The sequence below is a fragment of the Streptomyces sp. NPDC030820 genome (assembly GCF_055572075.1).
On record NZ_JBVIEB010000008.1, the window covers coordinates 344,676 to 367,297 of the forward strand.

24 protein-coding genes and 1 pseudogene are annotated in these 22,622 nt (G+C 71.7%); 16 read left to right on the forward strand and 9 right to left on the reverse strand.

Annotated features, from left to right (window positions below; translation table 11 throughout):
* Nucleotides 1-2: 2 nt before the first annotated feature.
* Nucleotides 3-1,724: a DNA polymerase/3'-5' exonuclease PolX gene (gene polX, locus ACZ418_RS23965; protein ID WP_468366230.1), complete on the forward strand. Its 1,722-nt coding sequence runs from the start codon at nucleotides 3-5 to the stop codon at nucleotides 1,722-1,724.
* 6 nt (nucleotides 1,725-1,730) lie between these two features.
* Here polX and ACZ418_RS23970 read toward each other — a convergent pair whose 3' ends face one another.
* Nucleotides 1,731-2,045, reverse strand: coding sequence for a dsRBD fold-containing protein (locus tag ACZ418_RS23970; RefSeq protein ID WP_468366233.1), 315 nt, complete (start codon nucleotides 2,043-2,045; stop codon nucleotides 1,731-1,733).
* Nucleotides 2,046-2,131: 86 nt separating this feature from the next.
* Between ACZ418_RS23970 and ACZ418_RS23975 the strand changes: the two genes are divergently transcribed.
* Nucleotides 2,132-2,506, forward strand: a complete 375-nt coding sequence (locus tag ACZ418_RS23975; RefSeq protein ID WP_468366236.1) for a YchJ family protein — start codon at nucleotides 2,132-2,134, stop codon at nucleotides 2,504-2,506.
* Between the two features lie 6 nt (nucleotides 2,507-2,512).
* On the opposite strand, the gene ACZ418_RS23980 is transcribed toward ACZ418_RS23975, so the two are convergent.
* Complete coding sequence (locus ACZ418_RS23980) at nucleotides 2,513-3,214, reverse strand: FadR/GntR family transcriptional regulator (RefSeq protein ID WP_468366239.1); 702 nt, start codon at nucleotides 3,212-3,214, stop codon at nucleotides 2,513-2,515.
* A 140-nt stretch (nucleotides 3,215-3,354) separates the two neighbouring features.
* On the opposite strand from ACZ418_RS23980, the gene ACZ418_RS23985 reads away from it, so the two are divergent.
* The 4 genes from ACZ418_RS23985 to ACZ418_RS24000 are packed head-to-tail and all read left to right on the forward strand — an operon-like array spanning nucleotide 3,355 to nucleotide 7,127.
* On the forward strand, nucleotides 3,355-3,873 hold the full coding sequence (locus ACZ418_RS23985) for a gluconokinase (RefSeq protein ID WP_468366242.1): 519 nt from the start codon (nucleotides 3,355-3,357) through the stop codon (nucleotides 3,871-3,873).
* Nucleotides 3,874-3,911: 38 nt separating this feature from the next.
* A complete protein-coding gene (locus ACZ418_RS23990) occupies nucleotides 3,912-5,309 on the forward strand; it encodes a GntP family permease (RefSeq protein WP_468366245.1) in 1,398 nt (465 codons plus the stop codon).
* Between the two features lie 13 nt (nucleotides 5,310-5,322).
* The gene (locus ACZ418_RS23995; protein WP_468366248.1) at nucleotides 5,323-6,087 is read left to right on the forward strand and encodes an SDR family oxidoreductase; all 765 of its coding nucleotides are present in this window, start codon (nucleotides 5,323-5,325) and stop codon (nucleotides 6,085-6,087) included.
* Between the two features lie 14 nt (nucleotides 6,088-6,101).
* Nucleotides 6,102-7,127 carry an L-idonate 5-dehydrogenase gene (locus ACZ418_RS24000; RefSeq protein ID WP_468366250.1) on the forward strand — a complete coding sequence of 342 codons (1,026 nt, stop codon included), beginning with the start codon at nucleotides 6,102-6,104 and terminating at the stop codon, nucleotides 7,125-7,127.
* Here the strand turns inward: ACZ418_RS24000 and ACZ418_RS24005 are convergent.
* The 3 genes from ACZ418_RS24005 to ACZ418_RS24015 all read right to left on the reverse strand — a co-directional run bounded on the left by ACZ418_RS24005 (nucleotide 7,124) and on the right by ACZ418_RS24015 (nucleotide 9,573).
* Nucleotides 7,124-7,750 (reverse strand): cytochrome b/b6 domain-containing protein, encoded by a 627-nt coding sequence (locus tag ACZ418_RS24005; RefSeq protein WP_468366253.1) that lies wholly within the window; start codon nucleotides 7,748-7,750, stop codon nucleotides 7,124-7,126. The two genes, ACZ418_RS24000 and ACZ418_RS24005, sit on opposite strands and share 4 nt — an antisense overlap.
* Nucleotides 7,734-8,462 carry a molybdopterin-dependent oxidoreductase gene (locus ACZ418_RS24010; protein ID WP_468366256.1) on the reverse strand — a complete coding sequence of 243 codons (729 nt, stop codon included), beginning with the start codon at nucleotides 8,460-8,462 and terminating at the stop codon, nucleotides 7,734-7,736. The genes ACZ418_RS24005 and ACZ418_RS24010 overlap by 17 nt, the downstream gene beginning before the upstream one ends.
* Before the next feature lie 121 nt (nucleotides 8,463-8,583).
* Nucleotides 8,584-9,573, reverse strand: coding sequence for a hypothetical protein (locus tag ACZ418_RS24015; protein ID WP_468366259.1), 990 nt, complete (start codon nucleotides 9,571-9,573; stop codon nucleotides 8,584-8,586).
* A 330-nt stretch (nucleotides 9,574-9,903) separates the two neighbouring features.
* On the opposite strand from ACZ418_RS24015, the gene ACZ418_RS24020 reads away from it, so the two are divergent.
* From ACZ418_RS24020 to ACZ418_RS24035, 4 genes are read left to right on the forward strand one after another with little or no spacing between them, the layout of a single operon-like run.
* A complete protein-coding gene (locus ACZ418_RS24020; RefSeq protein WP_468366262.1) occupies nucleotides 9,904-10,800 on the forward strand; it encodes a DMT family transporter in 897 nt (298 codons plus the stop codon).
* A gap of 25 nt (nucleotides 10,801-10,825) precedes the next feature.
* Nucleotides 10,826-11,341: an NUDIX hydrolase gene (locus ACZ418_RS24025; protein ID WP_468366264.1), complete on the forward strand. Its 516-nt coding sequence runs from the start codon at nucleotides 10,826-10,828 to the stop codon at nucleotides 11,339-11,341.
* Between the two features lie 21 nt (nucleotides 11,342-11,362).
* Nucleotides 11,363-11,755: a YidH family protein gene (locus ACZ418_RS24030; protein WP_468366266.1), complete on the forward strand. Its 393-nt coding sequence runs from the start codon at nucleotides 11,363-11,365 to the stop codon at nucleotides 11,753-11,755.
* Nucleotides 11,743-12,066 (forward strand): DUF202 domain-containing protein, encoded by a 324-nt coding sequence (locus ACZ418_RS24035; RefSeq protein WP_468366269.1) that lies wholly within the window; start codon nucleotides 11,743-11,745, stop codon nucleotides 12,064-12,066. The genes ACZ418_RS24030 and ACZ418_RS24035 overlap by 13 nt, the downstream gene beginning before the upstream one ends.
* A 31-nt stretch (nucleotides 12,067-12,097) precedes the next feature.
* On the opposite strand, the gene ACZ418_RS24040 is transcribed toward ACZ418_RS24035, so the two are convergent.
* Entirely contained in the window at nucleotides 12,098-13,105 is a 1,008-nt protein-coding gene (locus ACZ418_RS24040) for an NADP-dependent oxidoreductase (protein WP_468366272.1), read from the reverse strand.
* A 114-nt stretch (nucleotides 13,106-13,219) separates the two neighbouring features.
* Between ACZ418_RS24040 and ACZ418_RS24045 the strand changes: the two genes are divergently transcribed.
* The 4 genes and pseudogenes from ACZ418_RS24045 to ACZ418_RS24060 form a co-directional block, all read left to right on the forward strand.
* Nucleotides 13,220-13,519: a hypothetical protein gene (locus ACZ418_RS24045; RefSeq protein ID WP_468366275.1), complete on the forward strand. Its 300-nt coding sequence runs from the start codon at nucleotides 13,220-13,222 to the stop codon at nucleotides 13,517-13,519.
* A 169-nt stretch (nucleotides 13,520-13,688) separates the two neighbouring features.
* Nucleotides 13,689-14,711, forward strand: coding sequence for a phosphotransferase family protein (locus ACZ418_RS24050; RefSeq protein WP_468366277.1), 1,023 nt, complete (start codon nucleotides 13,689-13,691; stop codon nucleotides 14,709-14,711).
* Between the two features lie 7 nt (nucleotides 14,712-14,718).
* Entirely contained in the window at nucleotides 14,719-15,933 is a 1,215-nt protein-coding gene (locus ACZ418_RS24055; protein WP_468366279.1) for an acyl-CoA dehydrogenase, read from the forward strand.
* A 37-nt stretch (nucleotides 15,934-15,970) separates the two neighbouring features.
* Nucleotides 15,971-16,657, forward strand: a pseudogene (locus tag ACZ418_RS24060) (LysR substrate-binding domain-containing protein); the annotation flags it as partial.
* A gap of 102 nt (nucleotides 16,658-16,759) precedes the next feature.
* Here the strand turns inward: ACZ418_RS24060 and ACZ418_RS24065 are convergent.
* The 3 genes from ACZ418_RS24065 to ACZ418_RS24075 are packed head-to-tail and all read right to left on the reverse strand — an operon-like array spanning nucleotide 16,760 to nucleotide 19,829.
* Nucleotides 16,760-17,353 (reverse strand): TetR/AcrR family transcriptional regulator, encoded by a 594-nt coding sequence (locus ACZ418_RS24065; protein WP_468366282.1) that lies wholly within the window; start codon nucleotides 17,351-17,353, stop codon nucleotides 16,760-16,762.
* Between the two features lie 26 nt (nucleotides 17,354-17,379).
* Nucleotides 17,380-19,059 carry a class I adenylate-forming enzyme family protein gene (locus ACZ418_RS24070; protein ID WP_468366285.1) on the reverse strand — a complete coding sequence of 560 codons (1,680 nt, stop codon included), beginning with the start codon at nucleotides 19,057-19,059 and terminating at the stop codon, nucleotides 17,380-17,382.
* Nucleotides 19,056-19,829 carry an SDR family oxidoreductase gene (locus ACZ418_RS24075; RefSeq protein ID WP_468366288.1) on the reverse strand — a complete coding sequence of 258 codons (774 nt, stop codon included), beginning with the start codon at nucleotides 19,827-19,829 and terminating at the stop codon, nucleotides 19,056-19,058. The genes ACZ418_RS24070 and ACZ418_RS24075 overlap by 4 nt, the downstream gene beginning before the upstream one ends.
* Before the next feature lie 104 nt (nucleotides 19,830-19,933).
* Between ACZ418_RS24075 and ACZ418_RS24080 the strand changes: the two genes are divergently transcribed.
* Both ACZ418_RS24080 and ACZ418_RS24085 read left to right on the forward strand, forming a co-directional pair.
* Entirely contained in the window at nucleotides 19,934-21,154 is a 1,221-nt protein-coding gene (locus ACZ418_RS24080; RefSeq protein WP_468366291.1) for an exo-beta-N-acetylmuramidase NamZ family protein, read from the forward strand.
* Between the two features lie 93 nt (nucleotides 21,155-21,247).
* The gene (locus ACZ418_RS24085) at nucleotides 21,248-22,549 is read left to right on the forward strand and encodes a serine-threonine protein kinase (RefSeq protein ID WP_468366294.1); all 1,302 of its coding nucleotides are present in this window, start codon (nucleotides 21,248-21,250) and stop codon (nucleotides 22,547-22,549) included.
* Nucleotides 22,550-22,622 lie beyond the last annotated feature (73 nt).

A 22,622-nucleotide genomic window follows, 5' to 3' on the forward strand; every position in this document is an offset into this window, starting at 1 on the left:
GGGTGGCCCGGCCCAATGACGAGGTCGAGGCGCTCCTGCGGGAGTACGCGGACCTCATCGCGATCACGGGAGGCGACGCCTTCAAGGCGCGCGCCTACGAGAAGGCGGCGCGTGCCATCGGCGGGTATCCGGCCGACATCTCCAAGCTGGACGAGGGCGGTCTGAAGGAGATCCCGAACGTGGGGAAGTCGATCGCCGACAAGGTGGTCGAGTACCTGCGCACCGGGAAGATGGCGGTCGTCGAGGAGCGCCGGGCGAAGATCCCGGCCGGGGTCCGGGAGCTGATCACGATCCCCACGCTGGGCCCGAAGAAGGCGCTGCGGCTGTACGAGGACCTGCACATCTCGTCGGTGAACGAGCTGGCCGCGGCGATCGAGGCGGACGCGCTGGCCGATCTGAAGGGCTTCGGCGAGAAGACCCAGGAGAACATCCGGCACGGCATCGAGCTGCTCCAGCGGGCGGGCGCCCGGGTGCCGCTGTCGCTGGCCCTGGACACCGCCGAGGAGATCGTCGCGGAGCTGTCCGCGGTGACCGGGTGCAAGCGCTGCGCGTACGCCGGGTCGCTGCGCCGGATGCGGGAGACCGTCGGGGATCTGGACCTGCTGGTCGCGGCGAGGAAGTCGGAGCCGTTCATGGCGGCGCTGTGCGAGCTGCCGGCCACCGCGGAGGTCATCGCCCGGGGCTCGAAGAAGACGTCGATCCGCACGGGCAAGGGGCTCCAGGTGGATCTGCGGGTGGTGCCGCCGGAGTCGTGGGGTGCCGCGATGCAGTACTTCACCGGCTCGAAGGCGCACAACATCCGCACCCGCACCATCGCCGTGCACCAGGGGCTGAAGCTGTCCGAGTACGGCCTGTTCGACGCCGAGAGCGGGGACTCGCTGGCCTCCCGCACCGAGGAGGAGGTGTACGCGCGGCTCGGGCTGCCGTGGATAGAGCCGACGCTGCGGGAGGACCGCGGGGAGATCGAGGCGGCCCTGCACGGCGAGCTGCCCGAGGTGGTGACCGAGCAGGACATCCGTGGTGACCTGCACACCCACACCGACCTCACCGACGGTCTTGCCCCGCTGGAGGAGATGGTGGCGGCGGCCGCCGAGCGCGGTCACAAGTACTACGCGGTCACCGACCACGCGCCCAACCTGTACATGCAGCGCATGACCGACGAGAAGATCCTCGCCCAGCGGGAGAGGGTGCGGGAGCTGGACGGCACCCGTCACAGGATGCGGCTGCTGCACGGCACGGAGCTCAACATCGGCCCGGACGGCTCGGTGGACTGGCCCGAGGAGTTCCTGGCCGGCTTCGACCTGTGCGTGGCCTCGCTGCACTCGCACTTCGACCTGGACCGGAAGGCCATGACCCGGCGGCTGGTGCGGGCCTGCGAGAACCCGTACGTCAACATCATCGGGCATCCGACGACCCGGCTGATCGGCAAGCGGCCGGGTGTCGACGCCGACTGGGACGAGGTGTTCGCCGCATGCGCGCGCACCGGCACCGCGCTGGAGGTCAACGCCCAGCCGGACCGTCTCGACCTGTGCGACGAGGACATCCTGCGCGCCAGGGAGCAGGGCGTGAAGTTCGCCGTGAACACCGACGCGCACTCCGTCCCGCACCTCGCGCAGCTGCGCTACGGCGTCGGCACCGCGCAGCGCGGCTGGCTCACCGGTGAGGACGTGATCAACACCTGGTCGCTGACCCGGCTGCGCCGCTTCCTGCGGAAGGGGAGGTGAGGGGCGTCATTCCCGGTCGAGCCAGAGGGGTGACATGTCCTCCTCCGTGTCGGCCGCTCCCACCGCCTTGATGTCCCCGTCCGCGGCGCGCAGCAGCCTGCGGCCCATGGCGATCAGGGCCCGTCCGGCGGCGAGTTCGTCGCCTATCTCCGGTACATCGGGGTCGTACGGGTTGCGGCGGGCCTCCGCGTGGCTCTCCAGGACGTTGTCGCCGGTGTCCAGGACGATCCGGGCGGTGGTGTCCGGGTCGTGCTCGGAGAGGTACAGGTTCAGTCGCCACTCCTTGACGGCCGGAGGACGGCTGGTCACGGGTCGGGTCATGGTCCGCCTCCCTGGGCTGCACTGCCCTTCCACTGTGCACCCCGCCCGAGACGAACGCCTCCCCTGGCCCGGGCACAATGTGGGGCATGACCTCGCGCACCTGCCCCTGCGGACTCTCCCAGCCCTACGACGCCTGCTGTGGCCGTTTCCACGCGGGGGCCGCGAGCGCGCCGACCGCTGAACTGCTCATGCGCTCGCGGTACAGCGCGTTCGTGAAGGGGGACGCGGGGTATCTACTGCGCACCTGGCATCCGCGGACCCGGCCCGAGCGGCTGGACCTCGACCCGGGGATGAAGTGGACGGGGCTGGAGGTCCTCGGCACCGCCGACGGGTCCGCCTTCCACAGCACGGGCACGGTGACCTTCCGCGCCTCCTACCGGGGAGGCTCGCTGCACGAGCGGAGCCGGTTCGAGCGGGTCGACGGGGCGTGGGTGTACGTGGACGGGGACTTCCTGGAATAGCGCCGGCTAGGGCGCCAGGATGTCCAGTTCCTGCAGGGCGCCCACGGTGATCTCCCTGGTCAGCTGTTCGGCGCGGGTCGCGTCGCCCGCGCGGACCGCCTCCGCGACCTGCACGTGCAGGGTGACCGCCGCCGGGTCGGGGTCCTCGAACATGACCTCGTGATGGGTGCGGCCGGCCAGTACCTCCGCGACGACGTCGCCGAGCCGGGCGAACATCTCGTTGCCCGAGGCGTTCAGGATGACCCGGTGGAAGGCGATGTCGTGGACCAGGTACTCCTCCAGCTTGTGGCCGCGTGAGTTGGCCACCATGCCGAGCGCGCACTCGGTGAGTGCGGCGCACTGCTCCGCCGTGGCGTGCTTGGCGGCGAGGCCGGCCGCGACCGGTTCGATCGCGGAGCGCAGCACGGTCAGCGAGCGCAGCTGGTGCGGTCGGTCGGCGCCGGCCAGGCGCCAGCGGATGACCTGCGGGTCGTAGACGTTCCACTCGGACTTGGGGCGGACCGTCACGCCCACTCTGCGGCGGGACTCGACCAGGTGCATGGATTCGAGCACCCGGACCGCTTCCCGCATCACGGAGCGTGACACCTCGAAGTGCTGTGCCAGCTCGTCGGTGCGCAGCACGCTGCCCGGCGGGTACTCGCCCGCGGTGATCGCGGGGCCGAGGGTGTCAAGTACATGGCCGTGCAGCCCCCGGCCCGGTGTGGTCATGCACTCAGCGTACGGCGTGGATCACCGACGGAAAAAGTCAGACTTATATGTCACAGACTCTTGAATTCGTCGTACCTAATGGGTTTCAGTGTGGCGACGCCGCTGCGGCGTCGGATGTCGAGGAAGACAGCGAGGCAGTAATGCGAACCCCCCAGGTCGTCGTCGTGATGGGCGTCGCGGGGACGGGCAAGACCACGATCGGTCCCTTGCTCGCCGCGCGACTGGGCGTCCCGTACGCCGAGGGCGACGACTTCCACCCGCAGGCCAACATCGACAAGATGTCGGCCGGCATCCCGCTCGACGACACCGACCGGTGGCCCTGGCTGGACGCCATCGGTCACTGGGCGCACGGGCGGGCCGGACTGGGCGGGGTGGTCAGCAGCTCGGCGCTGAAGCGGGCGTACCGCGACCGGCTTCGGGCCGTCGCTCCCGGTGTGGTGTTCGTGCACCTCACCGGCGACCGGAAGCTGATCGAGGAGCGGATGACGCAGCGGCAGGGGCACTTCATGCCGACCGCGCTGCTGGACTCCCAGTTCGCCACGCTGCAGCCCCTGGAGCCGGACGAGGCGGGAGTCGCCGTGGACGTCAGCGGCAGCCCCCAGGAGATCACCGAGCGTGCCGTGAAGGCACTCGAAGCGCTTCCCGACACCACCGCGTAGCACTCACCCCCGTCCCCCCGTAACGCAAGGGAACCCCCGTGACCAGACTCAGCGTCGAGATGCTGGCAGCGGACACACCTCCGCCGATCACCTCCGCCGGACACGCCCAGCTGGGCATCGCGGTGCTGGTGGGCATCGCCGTGATCGTCCTGCTCATCACCAAGTTCAAGCTCCATGCCTTCCTGGCGCTGACCATCGGGTCACTGGCGCTCGGGGCGGTCGCCGGAGCGCCGCTCGACAAGGCCATCACCAGCTTCACCACCGGGCTCGGCACCACCGTGGCCGGCGTGGGCGTCCTGATCGCGCTCGGGGCGATCCTGGGCAAGCTCCTCGCCGACTCAGGTGGCGCCGACCAGATCGTCGACACGATCCTCGCCAAGGCCGGTGGGCGCGCCATGCCCTGGGCGATGGTGCTCATCGCCTCCGTGATCGGCCTGCCGCTGTTCTTCGAGGTCGGCATCGTGCTGCTGATCCCGGTCGTGCTCATGGTCGCCAAGCGCGGCAACTACTCCCTGATGCGCATCGGCATCCCGGCGCTCGCCGGTCTGTCCGTGATGCACGGCCTGATCCCGCCGCACCCCGGCCCGCTGGTCGCGATCGACGCGGTCAAGGCCAACCTGGGCGTGACCCTGGCGCTGGGCATCCTGGTCGCCGTCCCGACGGTGATCATCGCCGGTCCGCTGTTCTCCAAGGTCGCCGCCCGCTGGGTGGACGTCCAGGCACCCGACCGGATGCTGCCGCAGCGCGCCTCCGACGAGCTGGAGCGCCGTCCCGGCTTCGGCGCGACGCTCGCCACCGTGCTGCTGCCGGTGGTGCTGATGCTGGCCAAGGCGCTGGTGGACATCGTCGTCGACGACCCCACGAACATGAACCAGCGGGTCTTCGACATCATCGGCTCCCCGCTGATCGCGCTGCTCGCCGCCGTGATCGTCGGCTTCTTCACGCTGGGCCGGCCCGCCGGGTTCAGCAAGGAGCGGCTGCAGCAGACCGTCGACAAGGGCCTGATGCCCATCGCCGGCATCCTGCTGATCGTGGGCGCGGGCGGCGGCTTCAAGCAGACGCTGATCGACTCCGGTGTGGGCCAGATGATCCTGGACATATCCAAGAGCTGGTCGATCCCGGCACTGCTGCTGGCCTGGCTGATCGCGGTCGCGATCCGGCTGGCCACGGGTTCGGCGACGGTGGCGACGGTCTCGGCGGCGGGCCTGGTGGCTCCCCTCGCGGCCGGCATGTCGACCACCCACACCGCCCTCCTGGTCCTCGCCATCGGCGCCGGCTCGCTCTTCTTCAGCCATGTCAACGACGCCGGCTTCTGGCTGGTGAAGGAGTACTTCGGGCTGAGCGTCGGGCAGACCGTCAAGACCTGGTCGGTGATGGAGACGATCATCTCGGTGGTCGCCGGCGGGCTGGTCCTGCTGCTGTCGCTGGTCATATAGGAGCGGTACGACGATGACGGCTCACCCTCTCTTCGACATCAGCGGCCGCACCGCCCTGGTCACGGGCTCCAGCCGGGGCATAGGCCTCGCGCTGGCCCGGGGCCTGGCCGAGGCCGGCTGCACGGTGGTCCTCAACGGGCGCGATCCGGACCGGCTGGCAAAGGCCGCGTCCGAACTGCCCGGCGACCGGGTCCGCACGGCGGTGTTCGACGTGACCGACGGTCCGGCCGTGGCCGCCGGCATCGCGGAGGTCGAGGAGCGGGTGGGCCCGCTCGACATCCTCGTCAACAACGCGGGCATGCAACTGCGTGCCCCGCTGCTGGAGTTCACCGACGCCGACTGGCACCGGATCCTGGACACCAACCTCACCAGCGCGTTCCTCGTCGGCCGCGAGGCCGCCCGGCGGATGACGGAGCGCGGCCACGGCAAGATCGTCAACATCTGCTCGCTGCAGAGCGAGGTGGTCCGGCCCGGCATCGCGCCGTACGCCGCCACCAAGGGCGCGCTGAAGATGCTCACCAAGGGCATGTGCGCGGACTGGGGGCCGTACGGCGTCCAGGTCAACGGCCTCGGCCCCGGCTACATCGAGACCGAGCTGACCCGGCCGCTGGTGGCGGACGAGGAGTTCAGCGCCTGGGTCCGCCGACGCACCCCGGCGGGCCGCTGGGGCCGTACCGAGGACCTGGTGGGCGCCCTGCTCTTCCTCGCCTCACCGGCCTCCGACTTCATGGGCGGCCAGATCCTGTACGTCGACGGCGGCATGACGAGCGTCCTCTGAAAGGGGCTGCGGCGATGCTGGGTTGTGTGATCCACGGCGCGGGCGAGCTGCGGGTGGAGGAACTGCCGGTGCCCGAACCGGGACCCGGCGAGGCCCTGGTGGCCGTCCGCTACGGCGGGGTGTGCGGCTCCGATCTGCACTACTGGCGGCACGGCGGGGTCGGGGACTTCCGGCTCCGGGAGCCGATGGTGCTCGGGCACGAGGTGGTGGGCACGGTGATGTCCTACGGCGCCGGGGCCGGCGGTCCTGAGCCGGGTACGGCCGTCGCCGTGCACCCCGCCACCCCGTGCGGGCGCTGCCCGGAGTGCGCCGACGGGCGGGCGAACGTGTGCCGGGACACCCGGTATCTGGGCAGCGCGGCCCGCTTTCCGCATGTCCAGGGCGGCTTCGCCGAGCGGATCGCCGTACCGGCCGGTCGGCTGCGGGCGCTGCCGGACGGGCTCGGGCTGCGGCGGGCCGCGCTCACCGAGCCGCTGTCGGTGGCGCTGCACGCGGTACGGCGGGCCGGGGACCTGTCCGGTCGGCAGGTACTGGTGACCGGGGCGGGGCCGATCGGGTGCCTGGTGGTCGCGGCCGCGAAGGCGGCGGGCGCGGCACGGGTGACCGTGACGGATCTGGTGCCGGAGGCGCTGGGTTACGCCGCCGTGGCCGGCGCCGGCACGCTCGTACGGGCCGACGATCCGGATGACGCCGGATGGCCGGACGAGGTGGACGTGGCCGTCGAGGCGTCGGGGGTCGCGGCCGGGCTCGACACCTGCCTGCGGCGCGTACGGCGCGGTGGTGTGGTCGTACAGCTCGGGATGCTGCCGCCGGGACAATCGCCGTTCGCCGGAAACCTGCTGGTGAGCCGGGAGATCGAGCTGCGGGGGGCGTTCCGTTTCGACGCCGAGTTCGATGACGCGCTGGAACTGCTGGCCACGCGAAGCGAGTTGGACGGACTGGTCAGCGCGGTGGTTCCGGCGCGGGACGCCGCCGCCGGGTTTGAGCTGGCTGCTGACAGGAGCCGGTCTTGCAAGGTGCTGCTGGAGTTCGGGAACTAGGGTCGCCACAACGGGTGTTCCCGCTTCGCCCACTCCCTGCTCACCGTCCCCGTGCGCAGGCCCCGTCTCGCCTCCGGGTCGCCCAGGGCCATGCCGATGTGGCCGGCCAGGACCACGCCGATGGTCAGGGCGAGCCAGTCGTGGACGAAGGTCGCCGAGGTGCGCCACACCAGCGGGGCGAGGTGGGTGAACCACATCAGCAGGCCCGTGCCGAGCATGACCAGGGTGGCGCCGGCGATCCAGGCGGCGTAGACCTTCTGGCCGGCGTTGAACTTGCCCGCCGGGCGGGAGGAGCGGCGTTTGTCGCGGACCAGCGCAGCGCGCAGCCAGACCTTGTCGTGCGGGCCGAAGCGGTTGAGGAAGCGCAGGTCGGTGCGGAAGGCGCGGGAGGCGAGGCCCAGCAGGACCGGGACGGGGAGGACGAGCCCGGCGCACTCGTGGACGCGGACGACCAGTTCCCGGCGGCCGACCAGCACCGCCAGCTGGGGGATGTAGAGCACGGCCGCCGTGACCACGCAGATCCCCATCAGCGCGGCCGTCGTGCGGTGCACCCAGCGTTGGACCGGGCCGAAGCGGCGGACACGGGAACTCGGCGGGGCCGGGGTGTCAGCTCGTAGGCTCATCGGTCCGTCCGTTCGACCGGCCGACCCAGGCGTCGACGTCGTAGCCGAGGCGCTCCCAGTAGCCGGGCTCGACGCTGTCGGTGACCGTGATGCCGGAGAGCCATTTGGCCGACTTGTAGAAGTACATGGGGGCGACATAGAGGCGGACCGGGCCGCCGTGGTCGTGGGAGATGTCCTTGTCCTGCATGCGCAGGGCCACCAGGACGTCCGGGCGGCGGGCCTGGTCGAGGGTGAGGCTCTCGGTGTAGGTGCCGTCGAAGCAGGTGAAGTGGATCGCCTTCGCACCCGCACGGACCCCGGCCGCGTCCAGCAGGTCGGAGAGGCGCACGCCCTCGAAGGGGGTGCCGGGGACCCGCCAGCCGGTCACGCACTGGACGTCCTTGACCAGCCGGGTCTGCGGCAGGGCGCGCAGATCGGCCAGGGTGTAGGTGTGCGGGCGGTCGACCAGTCCGCCGATCTTCAGGTGGTAGTCGGTGGCGTTCAGATGCGGCACCGACGCGGCGACGGAGTAGTAACGGAATCCGCCGCCGTTGGGGAGCAGGCCGGTCAGGCCCGTGGGGTCCTTGCCGGCCACCGAGCCGAGGAAGCCCTCCAGGCCGCGTTGCAGCGTGGGCGCGGCGACCACGCCGAGCGCGCCCAGGCCGAGGGTGCCGAGGAAGACCCGACGGCCGATGGGCGTGCCGTCCCGCTCCTCGGATTGTTCAGAGTTCACGCATTCATTCGAGCACTCGGGGCCCGAGGGGGCCAGGGGATCCGGTCAGTGGTCAGGGTTCTGTAATCACTTCTTACGTACGTCTCGCGGAGGCGTGCCGTTCAGTGCCTGAGTGCGCGGGTCAGTGCCCGAGTGCGCGGGCGCGGGCCGTCCGGAAGGCTGTGCGGGGGTCGCGGCGGGCGTAGGACCAGGGTGCCGGTGTGGCGTGCCGGCCGATACGCCGGAACAGGGCCGCCGCCTCGGCCGGGCGGCCGGCGCAGGACAGGGCGAAGGCGAGGTGGTTGAGGTCGATGTGGCGCCGGGGGTGTTCGTCGTGCTCCCACTCCAGCCACCAGTCGAAGCAGGCGCGCAGGATGCGGCGGGCCCGGGGGCCGGACCAGTGCCCGGAGGCGGCTGGGTCGGCCGGGGCGAGACCGGTGGCGGCCAGGACCCGGTAGCGCTCGGCGTAGGCGACGACCGGCAGGACGGCGAGCGGGGAGTCGGCGGGCGCCTCGGCGGCGGCCAGCTCGGCGAGGTCGTACACCTCGTGGTCCTCGGCGGCGCGGCCACCGGAGGGCCGTTCGGCGAGGCGGGCGAGGAGCAGGTGGTGGGCGTGGTGGTGCTCGGGGTGGCGGCGGCGCAGCTCGGCGAAGGTGCCGAGCACCTCGCGCTCCGGGCCGAGGGTGCGGGCCAGCAGGAGTGAGCCGAGCCAGGGGGTGGGGTCGTCGGGGGCGTGCGCGGCGGCGGTGGCGCAAGCCTCGCGGGCCCGGTCGGGGTCCGCCTTGCCGCGCAGGGCGCGCTGGACCAGTGCGAGGGCGTACAGTGCGGCGGCGTCGGCGGAGCCGGGTTCGGCGTGCAGCCAGTCGCGGGCCCAGGCCACGGCGTACGGCTCCCGGGCGAGCACGGTGAGGCGGTGGCCGCGGCGGTCCCAGTCGTCGCCGGTGTGCCGGAGCAGGGATCGGGCGGCCTGCCGCCGGCCCTGGGTGAACGCGGCGCGGGCGGTTTGCAGTTCGGCATCGTCGAAGGTGTCGTCGAAGCCGCCGTCGAAGGCGCCGGAGTCGTCCGGGGCGGTGTCGCCGGACTGGTCCGTGGGGGCCCGGCGGGCGCCGAGCAGGGGTGGGAGAGGGGGCACCGCGGGACTTCCTGTTTCTCGGGCTGCCATCGGCCGATCACTCACAGCAAACCCTCAGCCAAGGATTGCGTCAAGCGGAACGAGGCTGTTACTGGGTTCAACTACGATGACTCACAGGGAAGTTGAGGAAGTCCGCACAGGTGGGCCGGGGCCCGGGCGGGGGTACCCGACGGCCCGCTGTGGCGTACGCCATGGCGCGGGGCCGGCCGACCCCGGAACATGGCGAGCCAACTGCCCTGTTCCGCGCACTTACGGGTCAATGCCGTCCCGGGGGCGCTACAGTCGGCCACTACGCACCCGTGGTCCGGCCGGATGATCGAGGTACGCAGCGTGTCCGTTCTGGTTCTCCTGCTCGCCGTGAGTGCTGCCTGCTGCCTGGGCTTCGGGTTCGTGCTCCAGCAGAACGCGGCGCAGAAGGCACCACTGAGCGACTTCCTGTCCTTCCGGCTGCTGCTCGACCTGATGCGGGTGCCGCGCTGGCTGGGCGGCCTGGGGCTGATGGTGGCCGGCATGGTGCTCGGCGCGATCGCCCTCGGCAGGGGCGAGATCTCCCTGGTCGAGCCGCTGCTCGCGACCAATCTGCTGTTCGCGCTCGCCCTCTCCCGGCACCAGACCAAGCAGCCCCTGGGCCGCCAGGGCTGGGCGGGACTGCTGCTGCTCGCGGGCGGGGTGAGCGCGTTCATCCTGGCGGGCGAGCCGCGGGCCGGCAGCGCCATCTCCGATCCGCTGCGGCACTGGCTGATCATCGGCGCGATGGTCGGCGCGGCCCTGGTGCTCACGACGTACGGCAAGCGCTCCCGGCTGAGCTGGGGCCCGGTGCTGCTGGCCACCGCCGCCGGGCTGCTGTACGGCGTGCAGGACGCGCTGACCCGGGTGAGCGGCACCCGCTTCTCCGAGGGCGGCTTCACCGAGCTGTTCACCGGCTGGCAGCCGTACGGAGTGCTGGTGTGCGGCGTCACCGGTCTGGTCCTGGTGCAGAGCGCCTTCGAGACGGCCCCGCTGCGCATGTCGCTGCCGGCGCTCACCGCGGCCGAGCCGCTCGCCGGGATCCTGTGCGGCGTCGGCTTCCTCGGTGACCGGCTGCGCACCGACACCGGGGCGCTGGCCTGGGAGGCGGCCGGGCTCGCGGCGGTGGTCACGGGCATCGTGCTGCTCGGGCTGCACCCGGCGATGCCGTGCGGTGCGGCGGAGACGGAACCGTCGGCCCGGGACCTCCAGCGGCGCTGAGCGGGCGCCTGCTTGGATGAGGGGCATGAACCCTGCTGACGAGATCCTCGACATCGTCGACGAGAACGACCAGGTGATCGGCCAGTCCCCGCGCGGCGAGGCGTACGCCCGCGGACTGCGCCACCGGTGCGTGTTCATCCAGGCCCGGGACGCGGCCGGCCGGCTCTTCGTGCACCGGCGCACGGCCACCAAGCTGGTCTTCCCGGCGCTGTACGACATGTTCGTCGGCGGCGTCGTCGGAGCGGGCGAGTCCTACGACGAGGCCGCGCTGCGGGAGGCCGAGGAGGAGCTGGGAGTGACGGGCCTGCCCCGGCCGACGTATCTCTTCAAGTTCCTGTACGACGACGGGGCGGGGAACAGCTGGTGGTCGGCGGTGTACGAGGTGCGCTGCGAACTGCCCGTGCGGCCGCAGGCGGAGGAGGTCCAGTGGCACGACTTCCTGCCCGAGGAGGAGGTCGGTCGGCGGCTCGCCGAGTGGGAGTGGGTGCCGGACGGGCTGGCGGCGTACGAGAGGCTGAGGGCGTTCCGGGCGGGCCGATGACCGCCGGGTAGGGTCGGCCGCGTGAGCGAATTCGTACGGAACATCCGGCTGTGGTTCGCGCCGGAGCAGGTGCGGGACGAAGGCGGCACGCCCGACTACCGGTTCTCGCTGGCCAACGAGCGCACCTTTCTCGCCTGGCTGCGCACGGCGCTCGCACTGATCGGCGGCGGATTCGCGGTGGACCAGTTCCTGCCGGACCTGCGCTGGGCCTGGCGGGTCGGGCTGGCGCTCGCCCTGCTCGGCGCCGGGGTGCTGTGCTCCCTGCGCGCGGTGAACCACTGGGTGCGCTGTGAGCGGGCGATCCGGCGCGGTGAGGACCTGCCCGCGTCCCGGTTCCCGGCGCTGCTGAGCCTGGTCGTCGCGGTGGTGGCCGTGGCGATGGTCATCGTGGTGCTGGCCGGATGGGCGGGGTGAGCGCGGCCGGGCGGGACCCCGGGCTGCAACCGGAGCGCACCCGGCTGGCCTGGCGTCGTACGACCCTCTCGGCCGCCGTGGCCGCCGTACTCGCCGTCAAGACCGCCCTGCACGGGGGCGCCTCGGTCACCGGAGTGACCGTGTGCGCGCTGTGCTGCGTGCTCTTCCTGGGCTTTCTGGCGGTGGCCCATCGCCGGATCCGGGCCCTTGCGACCGGTCCCCGCCCACGGGCGCTCGCTCCCCGGCACGCGACGACGGCGGCGCTGTGCGCGGTGGCACTGGCCTTGTGCGCGGCGGTGCTCGTGGTCTAGAGGGTGCTGTGGTCCAGAAAGTGCTCGTGGTCTAGAAGGTGCCCTCCTGACTCCCGCTGTAGAGGGTGCTCTCCTCTCCCCTGGCCCAGACGGCGCCGCCCTCCTCTTCCTCCCGGTTCATCGTGACCACGATCTTGCCGCGGGTGCGGCCCGCCTGGTTCATCCGGTGCGCGTCCGCCGTCCGCTCCAGTGGGAAGGTCTCCTGGACGTGCACCGAGATCACGCCCCGCTCGGCCAGGTCGGAGAGCCTGCCCAGGTCCTGGGCGTCCGGGCGGACGAACCAGTAGCGGCCGCCGAGGCTCACCACCTCCGGGTCGGCGATCGACGCCAGCCGGCCCTCCGGGGTGAGCAGGTTGGCCGAGGTCCTCAGGGTGTCCCCGCCGACGGTGTCGAAGACCGCCTCCACGCCGTGCGGGGCGAGCGCGCGCACCCGTTCAGCCAGGCCCTCGCCGTAGGTCACCGGCTCGCCGCCGAGGCCCCGCACAAAGTCGTGGTTGCGCTCGCTCGCCGTACCGATGACCCGGGCGCCGAGGTGGGCGGCGATCTGGACGGCGAGGGAGCCGACCCCGCCGGCCGCCGCGTGCACCAGCACGGTCTCGCCGCGCGCCACCTCCAGCGACCTCACGAGCACCTGATGGGCGGTGAGCCCGGCGAGCGGAAGGCCGGCGGCCTCCTCGAAGGACAGGTTGCGCGGCTTGCGGGCCAGGGTGCGCACGGGCGCGGCGACGTACTCGGCGAAGGTGCCGCGGCAGAGGAAGTCCTCGCGGCAGTAGCCGATGACCTCGTCGCCGACGGCGAACTCCGTGACCGCGGCGCCGGGCTGGACGACCACACCGCTCACGTCCCAGCCGGGGATCACCGGGAAGACGGCGTCGAGGACCGCGTCGAGATAGCCCTCGCGGCACTTCCAGTCGACCGGATTGACGGCCGCGGCACGGACCTTGACGAGCACCTGGTCGGGGCCGACCTTCGGGTCGCGCACCTCGCCGTACTCCAGCACCTCGGGTCCGCCGTAGTGGCGGTAGCTGATGGCCTTCATGCCCTCGACCCTCCGGGGTACTCGGACGCCACGCAAGCCGTATGCACCGATATACAGCGCTTCGCCCCATAGCCTGTCCGTCGCCGACACCCCGTACCTCCGAAGGTGAGCACCATGACCACCCTTCACCAGGAACACACCGAACACGGCACGCACTGCCACGGTCCGGACTGCGGGCACAACGCCGTGCCGCACGGCGACCACCTGGACTACGTGCACGACGGGCATCTGCACCGCGAGCACGAGGGTCACTGGGACGAGTGCGAGCCGGCCGGGCACACCGTTCACGAGGGCCATGAGCACGTGCACTACGACGAGTGCGGGCACGCCCAGGTGCCGCACGGCGATCACATCGACTATCTGCACGGCGGCCACCGGCACGCCGAGCACGACGGACACTGGGACGACCACTGAACGCGGACCGCGACAGGGCCGACGGCTCCCCGGGCAGCGCGCCGGGGGGCCGTCGGCCTATCGTGGCTCCGGTCACGTTTGGCCGCGTGATCGCTCCGCGCACTGGACTACATACCGACCGGTCGGCATCATGAGTCGGGTCCCGTTCACCCGTTCATAGGAGTGATGTATGAGCGCCGACCACCCGCCCGGACTCGACCTGGACCGGCTGCGCGCCCACCTCGACCGCGAGCGCCCCGGACTGGTGACCGGCCCCCTCACCGGCCGGCTGATCGAAGGCGGACGGTCGAACCTCACCTACACGCTCTCCGACGGCACCGCCAAGTGGGTGGTACGCCGGCCCCCGCTCGGTCATGTCCTGGCCACCGCGCACGACATGAAGCGTGAGCACCGCGTGATCAGCGCCCTGCACCCGACGAAGGTTCCGGTCCCGCGCCCGGTGCTGCTGTGCGAGGACGAGGAGGTGCTCGGGGCGCCCTTCTACGTCATGGAGTTCGTCGAGGGCACCCCTTACCGCACGGCCCAGCAGCTGGCCCCACTGGGCCCCGAGCGCACCCGGAACGCGGTGCTGTCCCTGGTGGACACGCTCGTCGAACTGCACGCGGTCGACCCCGCCGAGGTGGGCCTTCAGGACTTCGGCCGCCCCGAGGGCTTCCTGGACCGGCAGCTGCGCCGCTGGGGCAAGCAGCTGGACGCCTCCCGCAACCGCGAACTGGCCGGCATCGACGAACTGCACGCCGCCCTCGGCCGCTCCCTGCCCGCCTCCCCCGCCCCGGCCGTCGTCCACGGTGACTACCGGCTGGACAACGTCCTGATCGGCGGCGACGACAGGATCAAGGCGATCCTCGACTGGGAGATGTCGACCCTCGGCGACCCGCTCACCGACCTGGGCCTGCTGGTGATGTACAGCCAGCCGCTGGGCATGGCGGAGTCCCCGGTCTCCACCACCGCCGAGGCCCCGGGGCACCCGTCCCCGGGAGAGCTGATCGAGCGGTACGCCGAGCGCTCGGGACGCGACGTCTCCGGTGTCTCCTGGTACACGGCGTTCGCCTGGTTCAAGCTCGCCGTGATCCTGGAGGGCATCCACTACCGGTACACGCTGGGCCAGACGGTCGGGCGCGGCTTCGACCGGATCGGCGACCTCGTGCCCGTCTTCATCGACCACGGACTGACCGTTCTTCAGGAAGGCTGATCCAGAAATGGACTTCGCGTTCGACGCACGCACCGAGGAGCTGCGCGCCAAGCTGCTCGCCTTCATGGACGAGTACGTCTACCCGGCCGAGGCGGTCGCCGAGGAGCAGCGGGCCGCGCTCGCCTCCCCGTGGGACACCCCGGCCGTGGTCGAGGAGCTGAAGGCCGAGGCCCGCAGGCAGGGCCTGTGGAACCTCTTCCTGCCCGACGCCGAGTACGGCGCCGGACTCACCAACCTCCAGTACGCTCCGCTCGCCGAGATCACCGGCCGCTCCCCGCATCTGGCGCCCACGGCGACCAACTGCGCCGCGCCCGACACCGGGAACATGGAGGTGCTGGCGCAGTTCGGCAACGAGCAGCAGAAGAAGCAGTGGCTGGAGCCGCTGCTGGCCGGTGAGATCCGCTCGGCGTTCGCGATGACCGAGCCGGAGGTGGCCTCCTCGGACGCCACCAACATCACCACGCACATCGAGCGGGACGGCGACGAGTACGTCATCACCGGCCGCAAGTGGTACATCTCCGGCGCGATGAATCCGGACTGCAAGATCTTCATCGTGATGGGCAAGACGGACCCGGACGGCGCCGACATCCGCCGCCAGCAGTCGATGGTCCTGGTCCCGCGCGACACCCCGGGCGTGACCGTCAAGCGCGCCATGCAGGTCTTCGGCTACGAGGACCACTCGCACGGCGGCCACGCCGAGGTGGTCTTCGACCACGCGCGCGTGCCGGTCACCAACCTCATCGGCGAGGAGGGCGGCGGCTTCGCCATCGCCCAGGCCCGGCTCGGCCCCGGCCGGATCCACCACTGCATGCGGCTGATCGGCATGGCCGAGCGGGCCATCGAGCTGATGTGCCGGCGGGCCGTGTCCCGTACGGCGTTCGGCAAGGCGCTGGCCCAGCAGGGAGTGGTCCAGAACTGGATCGCCGACGCCCGGGTCACCGTCGAGCAGCTGCGGCTGCTGGTACTGAAGACGGCCTGGCTGATGGACACCGTCGGCAACAGGGGCGCCCACACCGAGATCCAGGCCATCAAGATCGCCACTCCGCGCGCGGTGGTCGGCATCCTGGACCGCGCGATCCAGCTGCACGGCGCGGGCGGGGTGAGCCAGGACTTCCCGCTGGCCGAGCTGTACGCGAGCGCCCGCACCCTGATGCTGGCCGACGGCCCGGACGAGGTGCACCAGCGGTCGCTGGCGCGGCGGGAGTTGAAGAAGTACGTCTGAGCTGCGCTGCTCGACAAGGGGCCAGGACAACCTGTGGATGTGGAGCGTGCCGATTGCGGCGCGCTCCACGTCCGCAAGGCCCTCCGTGGGGTACCCGCCGGGGGCGGGAGTCGTCCCCCGGGCAGACACAGCCGGCCGGGCCCTGGTCCCCCAGGCGCGTGCGCTGCTCGCCGGCGCCGAGGCGGCCCGGGAGGCGGTCGCGGCCGTGGCGGGTCTGGCCGCAGGCCGGGTGTCCGTGGGCACGATCCAGACGCTGACCTGCGTCGACCTGCCCGCCGAACTGGCCGCCTTCCACCGGGAGTTTCCCGGCTTCCAGGTCTCCGTGCGGGACGCGACCGTCGCCGAGCTGACCGAGGCACTGCGAGCCGGCGAGCTGGACCTGGCGTTCGTCGCCCCGGAGACGCGGGACCTGCCCGAGGGCCTGTACGCGTACGCCCGCTGGCACGAGGAACTGGTGCTGATCACCGCGCCGGGGCATCCGCTGGCCGAGGCGGGCCGCACGCTCATCAAGGACCTCGCCGAGGAGCCCTTCGTCGACTTCCGCGCGGGCACCGGACTGGAGACGGCCGTACGGCGGCTGGCCGCACACTGCGGCCTCGACCGCCGTATCACCTGTGACGTCACGCAGATCGGGCTGCTGGTGGACCTCGTCCGGGCCGGGATCGGGGTGGCGTTCGTGCCCCGGGCCATCGGCGAGCGGGCCGGCCTGCCGTGCGTGCGGATACGGCAGCCGGAGCCCGGCCGTACGGTCGTCCTGGCCGGACGCGGCGAGCGGCCCCGGAACCGGCGGCCGCCGCCCTCGTCCGTCACCTCACGGACGGTCGCCTCACGGACGCAGCGCCCGCAGCAGCAGGTCGGCGAGGTGGTCGGCGACCTGCTGCGGGGTGAGGGGGCCGTCCGGGCGGTACCAGGTGGACAGGTGGTGGACGGAGCCGAAGTGGTAGTCCACGACCAGGTCGGCCGGGGTCGCCGTGGAGAAGACGCCCGCCTTCTGGCCCTCCTCGATCAGCGCGCGGAACCGTTCGTGGTAGAGCCTGCGCTCGGCGCGCACCTGCTTGTTCTTCTCCGGGCTCAGGTGGTGCATGGACCGGAAGAAGATCATCGCGTCGTCGAGGTTGTCGATCGTGGTGACGACCACATCCGCCGCCGCGGCTCTGAGCCGCTCCTCCACCGGCGCGTCCATGCCGGCGAAGTGGTCGAGCCGCTCCTGCTGGATGCGCAGCACGCGCGCGTACACCTCGTGCAGGAGGTCGTCCTTGGAACCGAAGTAGTGGTACAACGCTCCCTTGGTGACGCCGGCCGCCTCCACGATCTCCTGCACGGAGGTGCGGTCGTAACCCTGCTCCGCGAAGAGCCGGGTGGCGGCGGCCAGCAGCCGCTGCGGAACGGGCGTCCCGTCTCCGTCCGTCGTCCTGGGCACTGCCGCCACCTGCCTTTCCTCGTCGCCTACTGACCGGCGTTGCTGTTGTCGTGCGCGCGGGAACGCAGTTCCCGACGGAGGATCTTCCCACTCGCCGTCTTGGGCAGGTCGGGCAGGATCTCCACCCGACGCGGGTATTTGTAGGCGGCCAGTCTCTCCTTGCAGTACACCGCGAGTTCATCCGGGTCCGCCTCCGCACCGGGACGCAGGCTGATGTACGCCTTCACGGTCTCGCCACGGTAGCCGTCGGGGACGCCGACGACGGCCGCCTCGCGCACCGCCGGGTGGGTGTACAGCACGTCCTCGACCTCACGGGGCCACACCTTGAAGCCGGACGCGTTGATCATGTCCTTCTTGCGGTCGACGACGTAGAGCCAGCCCTGGGCGTCCATGAAGCCGATGTCGCCGGTGCGCAGCTCGCCGTCCGGGAAGGACTCGGCGGTGGCGTCGGGGCGCCGCCAGTAGCCGGGGACCACCTGGGGCCCTCGTACGACGATCTCGCCCTGCTCCCCGAAGGGCACCTCCTCGCCCTGCTCGTCCACGATCCTGACGACCGTGTCGGCGCCGGGCAGGCCCACCGACAGCGTCCCGGAGACGGGGTCCACGGGTGCCTCCAGGCCGGGCGGGACCGAGGCGCAGGGGGCGGTGCACTCGGTGAGTCCGTAGCCGACGCGTATGTACGGCCCGAAGCGCTCGCGGAACTTCTCCACCAGGGCCGGGGGCACGGGCGCACCGCCGGAGGACATGTTCACGAAGGAGGCGAAGTGCTCGCGGGTGACGTCCGGGTGGGCGGCAAGGGCCATGTAGGCGGTGGACGGGCCGACCGTGTAGTGCGGGTGGTGCTCGGCGAAGGCCTCCAGGACGAGTCCGGGCTCGAAGCGGTAGGTGAGCACCAGGGTGCCGGCGCTGTTCAGGCAGGCGCCGAACTGGCAGACCATGCCGGTGATGTGGAACAGCGGCGCGAGCGCGTAGTAGACGGGCGCCTCGGGCAGCGCGAGCCCGGTCCGCTGCCGCTCGGCGTTGTGCATGATGTTGCCGTGCGTGTTGGTGGCGCCCTTGGGGGTGCCGCTGGTGCCGGAGGTGTAGCTGATCAGCGCGATGTCGTCCGGGCCCGGCTCGCGGCCCTCGGGTGCCTTGCCGCCCTGCCGGGCGACGGCCACGAGGTCGTCGGCGTCCGGTGCCTGGGGCAGCCGCTCGAAGCCGAGCACGCGCGCGTCGTTGCGGGTTTGGAAGTCCAACTCGCTTGCGGTGAGCACGACCCGCACCGGCGACCCGGCCGCCGTCTCCCTGAGGTACGACTCCCAGGCCCGGTCGGAGCAGATCAGCGCGGCAACGTCTCCGTCCCGCAGGATGTGCCCCATTTCGGCCGACTTGTACATCGGGTTGACCGGGACGACGGTCGCGCCGGCCTTCCAGGCACCGAGGACGGCGAGCACGAAGTGCGGGGAGTTCTGCAGCAGCACCGCCACCCGGTCACCGCGCTCCAGCCCCTGCGCGGCGAGGTGGGCGGCGACGGAGTCGCTCAGCTCGTCCACCTCGCGGTAGCTCAGCCGGGCGTCGAAGTAGGCGAGGAAGGTGCGCTCGGGCGCCTCGGCCACGGCCGGCCGCAGGGCGTGCACCAGCGAGTCGGCGGGGTCGATCGGAGCGCGCTGGGCTTCGTCGAGCAGGTCCAGCCAGGGCCGTGCGGCGTACGGGGAGGTGCTCACCGTGCCTCCTCCCACTTGCGCTGGATGTGGTTCATGCCACTCAGCCAGCGGTCCGGATCGGCGGCTCGCGCCTGGTAGTACTCGGCCACCTCGGGGTGCGGCAGGATCAGGAAGCGGTCCTCGGCGATGCCCCGGAACAGGGCATCGGCGACGGCCTCCGGTTCGATGGCGGTCGGCTGCAGCACCAGGTCCCCGGCGCTGCCGGTGCCGGCCAGCATGTCCGTGCGTACGCCCTGGGGACAGATCGCGTGCACCTTCAGGCCCCGGTGGCGGTACGTCAGGGACAGCCACTCGGCGAAGGCGTAGGCACCGTGCTTGGTGACGCTGTAGGAGGGCGCGCCGATCATGGTGAGCAGCCCGGCGGCCGACACGGTGGACACGAACCGCCCGGCGCCCCGCTCCAGCCAGGACGGCAGCAGCTCGTGGGCGGCGCGGACGTGCGCCATCACGTTGACGTCCCAGGCGACCGCCCAGGACCGTTCGTCGAGCGGCCCGCCCGCGTCGCCGTCCTCGAAGGCGACACCGGCGTTCGCGCAGTAGACGTCGATGGTGCCGCCCAGCGCGTCACGGGCGTCGCCGACGATCGCGGAGGCGTCGCCCGGCACGGCGATCCCGCCGATCTCCCCGGCCACCGCCTTGGCCTTCTCGCCGTCCAGGTCGTTCACCACGACCCGGGCCCCCTCTGCGGCGAACCGCCGGGCCAACGCGGCCCCGATCCCCCCGCCGGCCCCGGTGACGACCACTCCCGCATCCTGCACGACTTCCACCATCGGTCTCCTTCGACGCGACTCAGCGCGGCGCGCATCGGCTCTGGCCGGGCCAGACTAACCGGTCGGTATGTGTGAAGGAAGGGCCACCGCACCAACCTCTAGCCATGCATCTGTCTCGACGGAACTTGCTCGCATCGGCCTCGTTGGCGGCCCTGCCGGCCGTCCCCGAACACCGCGAAGAACTGCGCACCGGCTTCGAGAGACTCGTAGCCGACGGCTACTCCCTGCTGAAGGGCCGGCGCGTCGGCGTCGTCACCAACCCCACCGGCGTCACCCGTGACGTCCGGCACATCGTCGACGTCATGCACGCCGACCCCCGGGTGAACCTGACGGCCGTCTTCGGCCCGGAGCACGGCTTCCGGGGCACCGCACAGGCCGGCGGCTCCGAGGGCCGCTACGACGACCCGGCGACCGGACTGCCCGTCTACGACACGTACCTGAAGAGCGGACAGCAGCTCGCCGACATCTTCACCGCCTCCGGCGTCGACACGGTCGTCTTCGACATCCAGGACGTCGGCGCGCGTTTCTACACGTACATCTGGACGCTCTACGACTGCATGGAGGCCGCGCAGCTCGCCGGCAAGCGGTTCGTCGTCCTTGACCGGCCCAATCCGGTGACCGGCCGTGAGGCCCAAGGCCCGGTCCTGCACAAGGAGTTCGCCACCTTCATCGGTCGGCAGCCGATCGCGCAGGCCCACGGGATGACCGTCGCGGAGCTGGCGCGGCTGTTCAACGGGGAGTTCCTGAGCAAGCCCGTACCGCTGGACACCGTGCTGATGACGGGCTGGAAGCGCACGCGGTTCTACGACGTCTCGGGGCTGCCGTGGGTACCGCCGAGCCCCAACATGCCGACCCCGGACACCGCTCTCGTCTACTCCGGCACCTGCATGTTCGAGGGCACCAACGTCTCGGAGGGCCGCGGCACGACCAGGCCGTTCGAGCTGCTCGGCGCCGAGGGGATCGACGGCCGCTGGGCCGCCGCCGCGAACGAACTGGCGCTGCCCGGTGTCCGGTTCAGGGAGGCGTACTTCACGCCCACCTTCTCCAAGTTCCAGGGCAGGACGGTCGGCGGGGTGCAGATCCATGTGTACGACCGGGCCGCCTACGACCCGGTCCGCACCGGGATCGCGCTGCTGGTGACCGTCCGGAAGGTCTGGGACGGCTTCGCGTGGCGGTCGGACAACTGGATCGACAAGCTCACCGGCTCGGCCCGGGTGCGCACGATGATCGACGCGGGGGCGAGCACCGACGAGGTGACCGGCGCCTGGCAGGAGGAGCTGGCCGCGTTCCGGCGGGTTCGAAAGGAATATCTCCTCTACGGGTGAGGCGCGGTGTATGGCCAACCTTGCCCCGGAGCAGGACGATGCGTCCGCAGCACAGCGTTACGCATCGTTTCCGGCGGGACGAGGGAGCCTGGCATGGCGGATCCCGGGATGAGCGTGACTCCCTACTGGGAGCTGACCTTCGACGCGGACGGGGACGTGGACGGTCCCGAACGCGACCATCTGATGGCGCAGGTCACGGAGCACGGCGTCCGTGACCTGCTCGTCTTCGCGCACGGCTGGAACAACGACCGCTCGGGCGCGACCGCCCTGTACCGGAGCTTCTACGCACCGGTCCCGGCGCTCGCGCCACGGGCCCGGCTCGGGTACGTCGGCGTCATCTGGCCGTCGATGCGGTTCAGCGACGAACCGATCCCGGACTTCCCGAAGCCGGTGGCGGCCGTGGCGGCGGAACCGGCACCGGGTCCGGCGCTCGACAAGGGCACCCGGCGCGCCCTGCTGGAGACCTTCCCGGGGCGAGCCCCGGTGATCGACCAGCTGGCCCGGATGCTGGACGAACGGCCGGGCGGCGCCGGTCATCTGGCCGAGTTCGGGCGGCTGGTGCGGCTGCTGGTGGACGACGGGCGGCGGCTGGGCGTGGCCGACACCGACGAGGAGGGCGAGCCGACGGTGTTCACCGAGGACCCGGCGACCGCGTGCGACGAGTTCGCCGAGGCACTGACCGCCGTCCGGTCGGCCGGCGCACCGGCCGGGTTCAGCATCCCGAACCCCTGGGAGGGCGCCAAGGAGCTGCTGCGGCAGGCGACGTACTACACGATGAAGCGGCGGGCCGGGACGGTCGGCGAGCACGGGCTCGGGCCGGTGATCGGGCAGTTGGCGCGGGCGGCGACCGGGGTGCGGGTGCATCTGGTCGGGCACAGCTTCGGCGGGCGGCTGGTGTCGTTCGCGCTGCGCGGGCTGCCGGACGGGGTGGGCACGGTGAAGTCCGTGACCCTCCTCCAGGGGGCCTTCTCGCACTATGCGTTCGCGGACCGGCTGCCGCAGGACCCGGCCAAGGCGGGGGCGCTCAAGGACCGGCAGCGGCGGATCGACGGCCCGCTGGTGTGCTGCTACTCGCACTTCGACTCGGCGCTCGGCACGTTCTATCCGCTGGCCTCCCGGCTGTCCGGGGACGACCGCTCGTGTGCGGGCAGCGAGATCGCGGCCGTGCTGGGGCCGGAGTGGGGCGCCATGGGGCACGACGGGGTGCAGGCGGTGCCGGGCACCGCCCGGCTGGACCTCGCGACGGCCCTCGCCGGACCGCTGCCCGCGTCGGGGTGCGTGAACGTGGACGCGGCCGCGGTCGTCTGCCACGGCGGCCCGCCGTCCGGGGCGCACAGCGACATCGTGCATCCGGAACTGGCCCGGCTGGTGCTGGCGGCGGGCCGCATCACGTGACCTGCCGCCAACGGCCGTTGGCCCGCTGATGTCGGCCAACGGCCGTTGGCCGACGAACGTTGACCTGATGGGT

What these genes read in the sequence shown, in the direction of transcription:
- ACZ418_RS24040 (WP_468366272.1), bottom strand. Translation starts at nt 13,105, where the DNA reads ATGAAGGCCATCAGCTACCGCCACTACGGCGGACCCGAGGTGCTGGAG.
- ACZ418_RS23995 (WP_468366248.1), top strand. Translation starts at nt 5,323, where the DNA reads ATGACGGCTCACCCTCTCTTCGACATCAGCGGCCGCACCGCCCTGGTC.
- ACZ418_RS24045 (WP_468366275.1), top strand. Translation starts at nt 13,220, where the DNA reads ATGACCACCCTTCACCAGGAACACACCGAACACGGCACGCACTGCCAC.
- ACZ418_RS24085 (WP_468366294.1), top strand. Translation starts at nt 21,248, where the DNA reads ATGGCGGATCCCGGGATGAGCGTGACTCCCTACTGGGAGCTGACCTTC.
- ACZ418_RS24005 (WP_468366253.1), bottom strand. Translation starts at nt 7,750, where the DNA reads ATGAGCCTACGAGCTGACACCCCGGCCCCGCCGAGTTCCCGTGTCCGC.
- ACZ418_RS23985 (WP_468366242.1), top strand. Translation starts at nt 3,355, where the DNA reads ATGCGAACCCCCCAGGTCGTCGTCGTGATGGGCGTCGCGGGGACGGGC.
- ACZ418_RS24050 (WP_468366277.1), top strand. Translation starts at nt 13,689, where the DNA reads ATGAGCGCCGACCACCCGCCCGGACTCGACCTGGACCGGCTGCGCGCC.
- ACZ418_RS24035 (WP_468366269.1), top strand. Translation starts at nt 11,743, where the DNA reads ATGGGCGGGGTGAGCGCGGCCGGGCGGGACCCCGGGCTGCAACCGGAG.
- ACZ418_RS24075 (WP_468366288.1), bottom strand. Translation starts at nt 19,829, where the DNA reads ATGGTGGAAGTCGTGCAGGATGCGGGAGTGGTCGTCACCGGGGCCGGC.
- ACZ418_RS23980 (WP_468366239.1), bottom strand. Translation starts at nt 3,214, where the DNA reads ATGACCACACCGGGCCGGGGGCTGCACGGCCATGTACTTGACACCCTC.
- ACZ418_RS24025 (WP_468366264.1), top strand. Translation starts at nt 10,826, where the DNA reads ATGAACCCTGCTGACGAGATCCTCGACATCGTCGACGAGAACGACCAG.
- ACZ418_RS24080 (WP_468366291.1), top strand. Translation starts at nt 19,934, where the DNA reads ATGCATCTGTCTCGACGGAACTTGCTCGCATCGGCCTCGTTGGCGGCC.
- ACZ418_RS23975 (WP_468366236.1), top strand. Translation starts at nt 2,132, where the DNA reads ATGACCTCGCGCACCTGCCCCTGCGGACTCTCCCAGCCCTACGACGCC.
- ACZ418_RS23970 (WP_468366233.1), bottom strand. Translation starts at nt 2,045, where the DNA reads ATGACCCGACCCGTGACCAGCCGTCCTCCGGCCGTCAAGGAGTGGCGA.
- ACZ418_RS24055 (WP_468366279.1), top strand. Translation starts at nt 14,719, where the DNA reads ATGGACTTCGCGTTCGACGCACGCACCGAGGAGCTGCGCGCCAAGCTG.
- ACZ418_RS24000 (WP_468366250.1), top strand. Translation starts at nt 6,102, where the DNA reads ATGCTGGGTTGTGTGATCCACGGCGCGGGCGAGCTGCGGGTGGAGGAA.